We start from the raw sequence: 11589 nt of genomic DNA on the forward strand, positions 1-11589 counted from the left end.
AGGCCCGGAAGTGCGCGGGTTCGAAGGCGCCGAGGAACCCGGAATGCAGCGGGGGCCAGCTCAGTTGCGGCCAGTCGAGCCATTGGGTGCCGAGTACGAGCATCGCGGGCAGGACCGTGAGCAGGACCAGTAGCCCGAGCAGGATCGGGAGTCGTCGCAGGAACGCGAGGAGCACGATCATGGTGCGAGTCCGGGTGTGGTGGTGCCGACACCGAGCTGCGCCTCCGCGCGCCCGGTGACGTGGTGGATCGGGTCGAGCAGGCCGATGACGGCGGGTTCGGAATGCGACACGGTGACGCGCACGGTGCGCTGCCCGTCGAGGGTGACCTTGCCGCGGTGCCCGCTGGCCGCGAGCGCTGTTTGGGCGGCTGAGCGTGCGGTGGTGGTGTCTAGGGTGATGTGGGGCGTGCGGGTGTCGATGGCGGTGAGTGCGGTGCGGGCGGCTTCGGCCGCGACCGCATCGGCTCGGGCCAGCGCCCGCATCCGGTCGGCTCCGTCGACGACGAGGGCGAGCAGGAGCAGCAGGGCGGGCAGCAGGACCGCGACCAGCACACTCACCGAACCCCGATCCCGGTCGTGGTCGTGGTCGTGGTCGTGGTCGTGGGAATTCATGTGCGCCCCCGGAACGGATCAAGTGGGCTGGTGAACTCCGAGTGCAGCGGGATGCTGCCGGGCATGGCGGGTAATGCGAGGTCGTCGAGCGCCACGGTGCAGGAGGCCCGCACCACGACCGCACCGGAGGTCCCCGGTGCGGTGTTGAAGGCGCCGGTGTCCACGTCGAGGGACTGCTGTCCGCAGTGGACGTCTTCCTGCGCCAGGGTGTCGCGGGCCGTGGTGGTGGCTGCGGCGTGTGCTGCGGGTGTGGTGCGGGCCAACGAAGCCGCGCGGGCTGCGGCGGTAGTGGCGGTATCCAGGGCGGCGTGGGCGCCCACGATCCGCCCGCCCGCGATCACCACGGCCAACATCACCAGCACCATCGGGGTGAGCACGGCGAGCTCGACGCTCGCCGAACCCGCATCCGAGAGCGTGTTCCACGGGCGCTTCATGATCTGCCTCCCGGCGTCGTGAACCTCTCCTGTTCGGCTGTCGCGGAGCGGGTGACGCGGAACTCGAGGCCCGGGATCGGCAGCGCGCGTGGCGCGGTCGCGGTCACCCGCACCGTCACCGCGTCCGCATTGGCCTCCACGCTCGTGGTGGGGTCGGTGGCGGCGTTCGGCGCGCGGGTGAGGAAGTCGGCGGCGGCGCGTTCTCCGGCGCCGGGCGTGGCGGTGTAGATGCGGGCGGCGTGCAGGCCAGTGGTGGCGGCGTGGTGGCACAGGCTGCGGGTGTGCCACCACAACGCGGCCTGCACGACCGAGACCAGCAGCACCAGCGCCACCCCGGCGAGCACCGCGGTTTCCACCGTCTCCGAACCGCGATCCAGGTAGGTGTGTCTGGTGTGGACAGACATGGTAGAGGGTCCTTCGGTTAGTGGATTTGGCCTTGGTATTTGTTGACCACCCCGGTGATCGCTGCGCCGAGCCCGACCGCGACGGCCAGGCCGATCGCGGTCAGCACGGCCTTTTCGGTGGTCTCGGAACCTTCGTCGTCGATCTGGATGCGGCGGGCGCGGGTGGCCAGGTGGTCGAGGGTGTCGGTCGTGGCGAGCACGAGCGTGAGTACCCAGTACTGAAGGGTTTCGGTGCTGCGGGTGAGGGTGTGGCGAAGCGCGTGCATGTGCTGTTCCTTCCGGTCGGGCGTTCAGGTGGTGAGGAGTTGGGCGAGGGTCGGGTAGAGCACGAGGCCGAGGAACGCGAGCATCAGCAGCGAGGTCGGCACGCTGAGGCGTTCGCTGCGCGAGTTCGCCTCGGTGCTGTCGGCGGCCAGTGCGGCATGGCGCAGCGAGGCGGCCTTGGTGTGCAGGCTGGTGGCGATGGCCGCACCGTCGGCGGCGGTGTCGGCGAGGTCGGCGACATCGGTCAGTTCCGGCAGCCGAAGCCGGTCGCCGAGGTCGCGCAGTGCGTCCCACGGGGTGCGGCCGAACCGGTGCGCGTGCGCCACCGTGGCCCGAATCCGCAGGAACAACGGGTGCTCGGAGAGCTCCGCGGCCTCGCGCAACGCGGGAGTCGCCGCACGGCCGGCACTGCGCTCTTGGGCAACGAGATCGAGATAGACCGCGAGCACCCGCCGGTAATCCTCACGCCGCCGCGCGGCGGAATCGCGGAGCTGGAAGTACGGGACCATGCCGCCGAGCCCGGCGCCCATCACCGCCCCGAAGGCCACTGCAACGGGCGGAACTAAGGTGCCTGCCACCCCGAGCAGTCCGACTCCGCTTACGCCTGCGGCGCCAAGTACGGCACCGCGCAGCCGCCGGGACAGGTACTGCTGCGGGGCGATCTCCAGCAGGTCCAGGTCGGCTTCGGGAAGACCGAGCCACGGATGCCGGGCTCGCGCGGCCCAGCGAGCGAGACGTGCAGGCACGGTACGGGTGTCGGTCCTGCCGGGGCGGCCGGTACGGGTGCTGATCTGGGCGAGCGCGGCGGACAGGTCCAGCGGTGCTGCGGGCAGTACCGCGACGAACGTGAGGGCGATTCCGGTGCCGAGGGTGAGCCCGAGTAGTAGGGCGAGCGGCATCATCGGCTCTCCCCAGTGGTGATGAGGTAGCGGTGTGGGACAGGTGGAGTGGTGAGTCGGTGCATCCACATCAGCGAAGCCGCCCCGAACGCCGCGATCCCTGCCAGCACGACTTGGCCTGTCGTGGTCGAAAACGGCGCGAGGTAGTGCCCGGTGAACGCGAACAGGCCGGTGAGCATGGCCAGCGTGATGCCGATGAGAGACCGCACCGTGGTTCTCGGTTTCGCCCGGTCCGCCTCCACGTCCCGGCGTGCGGTGACGTCGCGGGCGTGGGCGTCGGCCTGGCGGTGCAGGAGTTCGGCGAGCCCGCGTCCGCCGGTGCGCAATCGCAGCAGCAGGGCGAGCACGATCGCGTCGGCCGCGGGATCGGCGAGTTCGTCGGCGAAGGCCCGCAGTGCGGTCTCTGTGCCCTGATGCCGGGCTCGGTGCGCGAGCCGTCCGACCGGTTTGGCCAGGGGGCCTGGTGCGGTGGCGGCGGAGCGGGTGATGGCCTGCGAGAGCCCTCCGGCGCCGGAAGCGAGCAGGTCGGCGACACGGCGGGTCCAGGTGACCAGCGCTTCGGCGCGCACGATGCCCTCGCGTGCTGCGGTCGGGGCCAGGATGCGGGGCAGGCCGACCGTGGTCGCCGCGACGGCAATGCCGCCCACCGGCCACCCGGTCACCCACCACGCCACTGCGCCGAGCGGCACCGCCCCGGCGGCGAGCCGCAGCGACCGCGGGGAGAACCGGCTCGCTACCGGACGAGCCCGGCGGATCGACGGGACCCCGACATGTCCACACAGGAGGAGCAGGGCGGCGAGGGCGAAGGCGAACCCACACAGTGCTCCGCCCAGCAAGAAGGAGTTCATCGCCGACCACCACCGATGAGCGCCGGGGGCTCGAATACGTCGGGGTCGAGCCCGGCGTGAATAAGCCGGTCGAGCAGCCCGGGACTGGGCGGGCCGATCGGCACCGCACGGTCCTGGCCCGGCGGGGTGGCGACAAGCGGGGTGAGGTCGGGGATGTCGGCGTCGCCGACCGGGCCGACCTCCACGATTTCCGCGACGGTGCGGTGGCGTCCGTGTGGTGTGTCGTGTCGGGTGACGTGCACGATGAGATCGAGCGCGGACGCGGTCCAGCGGTGCGCAGCCGCGATCGGCAACGGCGGGTCGGCGAGCTGCCCGAGGGCGGCGATGCGGTCGGGGACGGCGGCGGCGCTGGTGGCGTGCAGGGTGCCCATGCCGCCAGCAGCCCCGTTGCCCAAGGCTCGCAGTAGCGCGGTGATCTCCCCGGCACGGACTTCCCCGACGATCACGCGCGAGGGTGAGTGTCGGAGTGATTGTTTGAGCAGGTCGTCCAGGGTGATCTCGCCGGTGCCTTCGGCCCCGGCGGTGCGGGCTTCCCACGCCGTGACCAGAGGGTGTCGGTGTGGGTCGAGGTGCAGGCCGAGCTCGTAGTCATCCTCGACCGTGATCACGTGCTCGGGTGCGGGGATCTGCTGGCACAACGCCCGCAACATCGTCGTCTTCCCCGCATAAGGGCCGCCGGTCACCAACACGTTGAGCCCTGCCGTGACCACCGCGGCGAGGAAGGCGTGCAGCCGGTCGTCGAGCGTGCCGTTCGTGTGGAGGTCGTCGAGGGTGGCGTGGGCGAGCCGGTGCCGCCGGATCGCCACCCTCGGACGCGCGCACACCTCCCGGACCGCCGCAACACGGGATCCGAGCGGGCCACCGGCGCCGATGCGCATGTTCGCGATCGGGTGTGCGCTGGAAAATTCGCGGGAGGTGTGCCCGAGCCGGGCGAACAGTTCTCCCAGCAGCTCCAGTAGCGCTTCGTCGGACTCGGCTACCGAGTAGGGCCAGCGGGCTGTGGTGCCGTCGGAGCATTCGACGAGGACCTGGTCGCAGCCGTGAATGTGGATGTTCTCGACACGGTCGCGGTCCAGGACCGGTGCGAGGCCGCCGAGCCCGTTCACGGCGCCACGGACGGCTTCTTCGAGCCGCCTTTCGGCCGCCTGTGACAGTTCCGGTAGCCCTCTCCTGACTCGGTGGGCGGCCCACATGGCGAGTTCTTCATGGATCACAGTGGCTTCGTCGAGGTCGCCGGCCTCGACTCGGCGGGCGACCTCGACTCGCACGAACTCCACCGACGTCGGATCAGGGATCGGGTCGCCGTCGTCGAACCACGGCAGCGTCGATGTCGTGGTCATTCGATCCCCGCCCTCACGACGTCCACGCCCGCGTCCGTGTCGTGGTCGAAACGCACTGGCTGGTGGGCTTGGCGATGGAATGCGCGCGCGTTGCGGCGAGTGGCTCTCCACAAGGGTCGTCGATCGAGGCGTGCTGGGATCCGGGCACCGTCGCTGAACACGTGCGCGCTCATCGCGTCCTCGGGCACGGTGAGCCCCACCGGCAGCCCGAGCGCTGCGGCGGTGTCGGCTGCACCGTGGGAGTCGGCTGCCAGCACCGCCAGTTCCACCGCGGCGTACCGATCGGCCAGGTGGCGGGCGAGATCGGTGCTGCCGGAGCATGACCGCAGGCTCGGGCGCACCGCCAGCAGCACCCGATCCGCCGCACCCAAAAGCGGCCACGGAGTCTGCGGGGACCATCGTCCGGCGTCCACGAGGACATCCGGCCCCGAGGCCGTGAGGTCGCGCAGCGCGCTCGCGAGACGCGACCAGCCATCCGAGCCGATCGCGGTCGCCTGCTCGCGATGCAACACCCCCGGAAGGACCCGGACGTGGCGGGCGTGCGGAACCTCCTGGGCGTGACCGGCGAGCCCTTCGGCCGGCACACTCGTCATCCTGCGTGTGCTCGCCGCGAAGGTCACCGCGCCGTCCGTGGTGAGTCGCCCGTCGACCCACCACCGCGACAACCACCCCGGCACCAAGCTTCCCCGCGCCGGGTCGGCGTCCACGGCCAAGACCGGGCCGGGCCATGCGGTCGCCAACGCCGCCACCGTTGTCGAGACTCCTGGCGCGCCGAGTGCGCTGATCATTGCTGTGATCGCCATGCGAATGTTCCTCCTTCTGCTCAAGGGGATTTGTCACCTCTGGGGAGGGCCGAGGAGGCTGACCTGCGCCCCGCCCACGGCCGCCTCCACCGCGGCCGGTGCGGTGGATTCGGGGATGAGGACGTCGGCGGTGATCGCTCCGTCCGCGTCCGGCGGTGACGCGCGCACGACCCGCGCCGAGAACTCCTGCCCGCCTGGTTCATGCGTCCCGCTTGCACTGCTGGTGCTCTCGTCGGGGGCGGGGTGCACGGCGATGGGGTCGTTCGGGGCGAGGCCGCGTGCGGGGTAGCGGCCGGGCTCCAGCCGCAGCCCGAGAACCCGCTGCCCCGGCCCTGGCACCGCTTGAGTGGCGAGGTCGCTCGGGGCGAGGAGGTCTCCGGCGTGCAGGTTCCGCCCGGCGACCTGCCCGACGATCCCGGCCTGCGCGGTTTCCCGAACCGCGAACGTCCCTACCTCGGCCGGAAGGTCGGTCGCGCGCACGTCGTCGCCGGAAACCGGCTGTCCCCACGGCACATCGCGAGCGAGCACGAGCACCGGCTCGCGATCCGACATCTGCGTGATCAGTGCCGCGTTACCCGTCACCGCACCGGCGACCAGCAGGCCCGCGGTGAACCACACCCACCAGCGCCGCCGACCCGGCACTTGCGGAGATGCGTCGGTGTCGGTCGGTGAGGACCGTTCGACAGGGGCACTCGTCTCGAGTGCGGACATAGCTGTCCCCTCTCAGGAATAGGAAAACTTCGAAACGAAACGCCGATCACCCCTGTGACCTGCGATGAATAAGACCTCGAAACCTCGAGAGCTCGAAGGCGCGAAAGCTCGAAAGCGCGCCGAGTTAGCCGGTGCTGAGTGCTTGGGCTTCGACCACGGCCAGATCCGCAGTGGCCCGCGAGGTCATGTCCGGAAGCTCGCCCCCGACGGGTGCGGTGCCGTCGAACCCGCGCCAAGTGACCTGCCAGGTGATCGCCCACTGCGCCCGCACCTGCTCACCCGGCTCGTGGGCCGAGGAGCGCTGGTAGACGACGTCGCAGTCCGGCGACGGCGCGTGCACACCGAAGGAGCGGTCGTACGGAGTGCCCGGTCCCGGACACGACACGAGCCCTTGCTCATTGCCGGGATCGAAGCTCAACCGCACGGGGCTGGCGGTGACCTCGGCCCACACCGCACCGGCCTGCACCCGCTGCGACACCGGTTCCCACCGGCCGGGTTCGGTCCAGTACCAGGTGTGCTCGCCGACTACCGTCGCCGAACGGCCATCGGGCAACGCCACGTCCGGGGAATGCGAGGGCGTCGGTAGTGGGAGCTGTAACTGCTCGGCACCTTGCGCGGCCAACACGCCCGGTGACGGTGGTGTTGGGGCCTGGCCGAAGTCGGGGAACCGGAACTCCGGCAGAACCGTGAACCATTCGGGCACACCGCTTCCGGGAGCTGACCAGCTCAACCCCATCGGCGGCCCAGCAACACCCCCGCCCGCCACGCCACCCGGCTCCGACGAGCCGGGCTTGCCCGGTTTCGACGGTGTGCTGCCAGCGACGGCACCGAGGTCGATCGACGGGGAGCTGTAGAAGCCTTCGTGATCGTCGGGGGTGACGACGACTCCGCCGTCGGCGGCGGCCGATAGGGGCATTAGTGCGGAGGCGGCTGCAACGGCCACTGCGGTGAGGAGGGGCTGTCGCATCAGCAGTCTCCGTCCGGGTAGTCGATCCGTGCGACCCGCCACGACCCCTCCGGGGTGTGTTCCAGGGTGCCTGCCACAAGGTTGCGGGCAATGCCCACGGTGCGGGGGTCTCCGGTGCGGGCGTCGGCCTGCCCGGAGCGACTGGCGTCCTGGCAATCAGTCACCACGGCCCGAGATCCCTCCACACGGACGTCGGTGATCCGCGGATGGATCTCGCCGTAGACAGTGATGCCGCGCTCGCGGTGACGGGCGAGGTTGGCCAGCATCGTGTCGACCAACCGGGACGTGGCCACGGTGCTCAGCTCCGGCCGCCAGCGTTCGACCGGGCGCTGCGGCAACGACTGCGCCACCGACCAGAAACGCCCGTAGGCCTCGCTGACCTCGGCCTGCGCACCGTCGCGGTGCGACTGGGCCTGCGGGGGCGGACTGATCGCCGGTGCCTGCGGTGGCGGCGGTGCGGGGGTTGCGCACCCGGCCAGCACTGCCGCCAGCACCATCACACCGGCACCCGCCCGACGACCCAGGCTCACGCCAGCAGCGGAAGCCACCCGCCCAGCACCAACCCCGGCCCGGCCGCGATCCGCGCACCCGGCCCCCGCATCCCGGCCAGCCACGCCACCGCCGCGAAGCCCCCGAGAACCAGATGGGACGTAATCAGCCCGGTAAGGACGGTGGACCAACCCGACCACGCCCAGAACGGTGCGAGCGCGGCGAGCAGCAACGTGTCGCCGAATCCGACCTCGTTCGGCATCGCCCACTGCACAATCAGCCCCAGCAGCAGCACCACGGCGCTTGCCATCAGCAGCCGCCCCAACGCCTCCGGGCGGACTGTGCCGAACACGATCAGGCCACCGGTGGCCAGGATCGCCAGCCATGAGTGCGGCAGCCGGTGGTGCACCGAATCGATCAGCCCCAGCACGGTCCCGACCAGGGCGAGCCACCACCACGCCGCCAGCGCCGGATCCCCGCCGAACCGCGTCTGCACCGTCACCGACAGCAGCGCCACGCTGAGTCCGGCCGCGATCGGCATCCACCACCGAGGAAGCCACGCCAGAAGGTTCACCGCTACCAGCGGGGCGGCTGCTAGTCCCCAGGGCATCGTGATCACGAGTGCCGCCGTGGCCCGTCCGCGCCGTCACCGTGCCGCTCCGATCGCTTCGGTACCGAGCTGCCGCGCCCGGGTGCGGGGACTCGGAGCACCGACGACGCGGTGTGGTTTGTGGGCGTAGGAGTTCGCGTCCGCCCGGCGCAGGACGTCCTCGCGGGACGCGCCGGGGGCGAGCTCGCCGGCATGGACGAGACCGACCGACGCCGACACGAGCACCGAGCACCCATGCGGCAAGGCCACCGGTTCGGCCATCAGGGCGGCGAACCGTGTCAGGTCCGTGTCGCGGTCGAGGTCGCGGGCGAGCACTCCGAATTCGTCGCCACCGAGACGGCACACCACCGGCGACCGCGCCGCGAACGCTTCCTCCAGACGCCGCGCCACCGCCCGCAGGACCGTGTCCCCGGCCAGATGCCCGAACCGGTCGTTGACCCGCTTGAACTGATCGAGATCCGCCCACACCACCCACGTGCGCTCCTGTTCACCCGCGAGTCGGGAATCCACAATGGACTCCCATACGGCCCGCACCGGAACCTCCGCCACGGTGTCCCACGCCTGCGCACTCGCCTTCGCCAGCTCCCGCTCCAACTCGGCGATGTAGCTCTCCCAGAACTGGAGCTGACGACGCAGCTCACCGTTCTCCGCAGCGAGGATGCGGCGTGGAGTACGTACCCAGGACCGTGCCACCGTCGTCGCATGTGCCGTCAAAACACGCATTGATCGACTCCTTTCAGGGGTGAATCGTGATCACAGAGTCATTGTGTGATCGAGATGTCGATTTCTTGTGCCTGGCTTCACGGTGGGGCGATCGATACGGGTGGTGGTAGTGGTTCCGTGGTGCCAAAAGTTGGCACCTCACGGTTGGCACCACGAGACCACTCGAATGGGTGAAGCGGGACGGTTCTTTCGGCCCTGGCGTGCTACCACCGAGAAGGAGTCGGGAGCTTTTTCCCGGAGGTGCGTGTGGACGATCAAAGTGTGGGTGCGCTGGTGAGACGGTGGCGGCTCAAACGTGATCTCAGCGTGCGCGAACTCGCGAAAATGATCAGTGTCAGTCATGGACAGTTGTCCCGGATCGAAGCCGGGAGCCGCCACTTGCGGGACGAGACCGCCACAGCACTCGATCAGGCCCTCGGTACCGAGGGAGCCTTCGCCGACGTACTCCGGGAGGCAGGTGGGTTCCAGCCGGGCGGCTGGTCGAGCCTGGTCATCGGGCTGCCGCCGGGCGAGGAGTTGATCGGTCGCGCGCGGTTGCTGCAGGATCTCGTCGGCACGCTCACCCCCGTTCCGAGTGATGCTGCGCGGCCTCCGCGGTTCCTTGCGCTGACCGGCACGGCGGGGATCGGGAAAACCGCGCTCGCTCTTGCTGCCATCCACGAGGTCAAATCTCGATTCGAGACGGTGCGCTGGGTGGACATGCGGGCCTGGGATCACGTCACCGGTCCGCGTTCGGCCGTGTCGGTGTTGCGTTCGTGGTGTTCCTCGATTCCCGGGCACGAGTTGCGGCATCTTCCGAATGATCTCGACCATCTGGTCGAGATCTGGCGCGGACTCACTGCGGGAACGCCGTTGTTGTTGGGCGTGGATAACGCCCAGTCGGACCAGATTCCACCCTTGATTCCTGCGGCACCGGGTAGTGTCATCGTGGTGACGAGTCGCGATCGGGAACTGGAGTTGCCCGGCCCGGTGCGGTGGTATCCGGTATCGCCGCTCGGCACCGACGACGCCACCGACTTGATCGCGGCACGCTCCGGGCAGCCGCGCGAGCGGGTCGCCGCCCTCGCGCCACGAGGTGCGGGGCTTCCGCTGGCGTTGCGTTCGCTCGGTGACGTGCTCGCTGCCCACGACGCGGATCAGGAGATGATCGCCGATATGGCCGCCACTACCGCCCCCACCGACGCTGTCCGCCGAGCCACCGCCCTGTCCTACCGCGAGCTCACAGACGAACAGGCCCGCGTGTGGCGGCTGTGTGCGAGTTTGCCCGAAGTCACCCCGGAATCGGCTGAAGCCACCGCAGGGATGCCCGAGCGCGAAGTCCGCGTGTTGCTCGACGCCGCCGCGAAAGCCTCACTGCTGACCAAACGCGGACGCACCTGGCAGTACCACGAGCTCCACCGGGCCTACGCCCTTGAACAGAGCCAACGAGTTGACTCGATCGAGGACCGCGATGCTGCGACCGGCCGTACCTTGACGTACCTGCTCCACGGGTGGGCAAACGCCAACCGTCGTCTCGCGCCTGATCGCAAGAGCGGCCCGCCGCTGGTCGAACTGCCCCAGGACGTTCACCCTCCCGAATTCGCCAGCTTCGACGCCGCCTTGGAATGGGCCGAGGCCCGCTGGGAGTACATGCCCATCGCCGTGCGCGGTGCCCTTGAACGCAACTGGACCCGCCTGGCCTGGCAACTGGTCGCGGTGAGCCTGGACTACGCCATCCTGGCCAAGCCCTACCCCATCGCCTACAGCATGGCCCGTCACGCCGCCGCACACGCCGAACGCGCCCACGACCGCGAAGGCATGGCGTGGATGGCCCAAGTCCAGGGCTACATCGACACCGAGCGCGGCGAACTCGACGCAGCCATCGATCACCTCTCCCGAGCCGTCGAGTTCCGCCGCGAGCTCGGCGACGTCCATGAACTCGGATGGTCCACCCAAGCCCTCGCTAAGGCTCGTCTCTACCGCGGCGACCCAATCGAAGAAACCCTCAGCTTGCTCACCGAAGCGATCGACTCCCTCGAATCGATCGAAGGCGGCTCCGGAGACGAAAGCGCTCGCACCCTGCGCGGCACCGTCCACCTCAACGCCTACGACCACACCGGTGAACAGGCCCATCTCGACATCGCTGACACCGACCTCACTCAAGCCGTCACGAGCCTTCCTCCCAACGGGGAGCCACTCCTGCGCTGCTACTCCCACACCCGCCTCGCCGTGGTCCGGCTCCGCCAGGGCCGCTGCGGCGAAGCCGTCGAACTCGCCAGCCACGCCGCCACCTACGCCCACGACCACGCCGCCCTCTTCAGCGAAGTCGACGCCCTCTACGTCCTCGGCCAAGCCCTCCACGCCACCGGCCACACCGACCAAGCCCGCCAGCACTGGACCCGCGCCATCGACATCGCCGACTACATCGGCTCCGACGACGCCGAACGCATCCAAACCGAACTCGACAACCTCTAATCCGGACCGAGCTAGTACGTGTCGCCGACTC

14 protein-coding genes are annotated in these 11589 nt (G+C 69.9%); 1 reads left to right on the top strand and 13 read right to left on the bottom strand.

Annotated elements, in window-relative coordinates:
• Positions 1–177 precede the first annotated feature (177 nt).
• From H2Q94_RS08490 to H2Q94_RS08550, 13 genes are all read right to left on the bottom strand, one after another.
• Positions 178–612 carry a hypothetical protein gene (locus H2Q94_RS08490; protein WP_243793807.1) on the bottom strand — a complete coding sequence of 145 codons (435 nt, stop codon included), beginning with the start codon at positions 610–612 and terminating at the stop codon, positions 178–180.
• Positions 609–1046: a TadE/TadG family type IV pilus assembly protein gene (locus H2Q94_RS08495; RefSeq protein WP_243793808.1), complete on the bottom strand. Its 438-nt coding sequence runs from the start codon at positions 1044–1046 to the stop codon at positions 609–611. Before H2Q94_RS08495 ends, H2Q94_RS08490 begins: the two co-directional genes overlap by 4 nt.
• A complete protein-coding gene (locus H2Q94_RS08500) occupies positions 1043–1450 on the bottom strand; it encodes a TadE/TadG family type IV pilus assembly protein (RefSeq protein WP_243793809.1) in 408 nt (135 codons plus the stop codon). The genes H2Q94_RS08495 and H2Q94_RS08500 overlap by 4 nt, the downstream gene beginning before the upstream one ends.
• Positions 1451–1467: 17 nt before the next feature.
• Entirely contained in the window at positions 1468–1716 is a 249-nt protein-coding gene (locus H2Q94_RS08505; RefSeq protein WP_243793810.1) for a hypothetical protein, read from the bottom strand.
• Between the two features lie 24 nt (positions 1717–1740).
• Positions 1741–2616, bottom strand: coding sequence for a pilus assembly protein TadB (locus H2Q94_RS08510; RefSeq protein ID WP_243793811.1), 876 nt, complete (start codon positions 2614–2616; stop codon positions 1741–1743).
• The gene (locus tag H2Q94_RS08515; protein WP_243793812.1) at positions 2613–3461 is read right to left on the bottom strand and encodes a type II secretion system F family protein; all 849 of its coding nucleotides are present in this window, start codon (positions 3459–3461) and stop codon (positions 2613–2615) included. The genes H2Q94_RS08510 and H2Q94_RS08515 overlap by 4 nt, the downstream gene beginning before the upstream one ends.
• The gene (locus H2Q94_RS08520) at positions 3458–4801 is read right to left on the bottom strand and encodes a TadA family conjugal transfer-associated ATPase (protein WP_243793813.1); all 1344 of its coding nucleotides are present in this window, start codon (positions 4799–4801) and stop codon (positions 3458–3460) included. The genes H2Q94_RS08515 and H2Q94_RS08520 overlap by 4 nt, the downstream gene beginning before the upstream one ends.
• A complete protein-coding gene (locus tag H2Q94_RS08525; protein ID WP_243793814.1) occupies positions 4798–5604 on the bottom strand; it encodes a CpaE/TadZ family protein in 807 nt (268 codons plus the stop codon). Before H2Q94_RS08525 ends, H2Q94_RS08520 begins: the two co-directional genes overlap by 4 nt.
• A gap of 33 nt (positions 5605–5637) precedes the next feature.
• Positions 5638–6315 (bottom strand): SAF domain-containing protein, encoded by a 678-nt coding sequence (locus H2Q94_RS08530; RefSeq protein WP_243793815.1) that lies wholly within the window; start codon positions 6313–6315, stop codon positions 5638–5640.
• A 124-nt stretch (positions 6316–6439) separates the two neighbouring features.
• A complete protein-coding gene (locus H2Q94_RS08535; RefSeq protein WP_243793816.1) occupies positions 6440–7231 on the bottom strand; it encodes a hypothetical protein in 792 nt (263 codons plus the stop codon).
• A 50-nt stretch (positions 7232–7281) separates the two neighbouring features.
• The gene (locus H2Q94_RS08540) at positions 7282–7812 is read right to left on the bottom strand and encodes a hypothetical protein (RefSeq protein WP_243793817.1); all 531 of its coding nucleotides are present in this window, start codon (positions 7810–7812) and stop codon (positions 7282–7284) included.
• Positions 7809–8312, bottom strand: a complete 504-nt coding sequence (locus H2Q94_RS08545; RefSeq protein WP_243793818.1) for an A24 family peptidase — start codon at positions 8310–8312, stop codon at positions 7809–7811. The genes H2Q94_RS08540 and H2Q94_RS08545 overlap by 4 nt, the downstream gene beginning before the upstream one ends.
• Before the next feature lie 105 nt (positions 8313–8417).
• Positions 8418–9104 (bottom strand): GGDEF domain-containing protein, encoded by a 687-nt coding sequence (locus H2Q94_RS08550; protein ID WP_243793819.1) that lies wholly within the window; start codon positions 9102–9104, stop codon positions 8418–8420.
• A gap of 273 nt (positions 9105–9377) precedes the next feature.
• Here H2Q94_RS08550 and H2Q94_RS08555 point away from each other — a divergent pair, with 273 nt between their 5' ends.
• Positions 9378–11558, top strand: a complete 2181-nt coding sequence (locus H2Q94_RS08555; RefSeq protein ID WP_258718704.1) for a helix-turn-helix domain-containing protein — start codon at positions 9378–9380, stop codon at positions 11556–11558.
• Positions 11559–11589 lie beyond the last annotated feature (31 nt).

The sequence above is a fragment of the Saccharopolyspora gloriosae genome, assembly GCF_022828475.1.
Lineage (GTDB): Bacteria > Actinomycetota > Actinomycetes > Mycobacteriales > Pseudonocardiaceae > Saccharopolyspora_C > Saccharopolyspora_C gloriosae_A.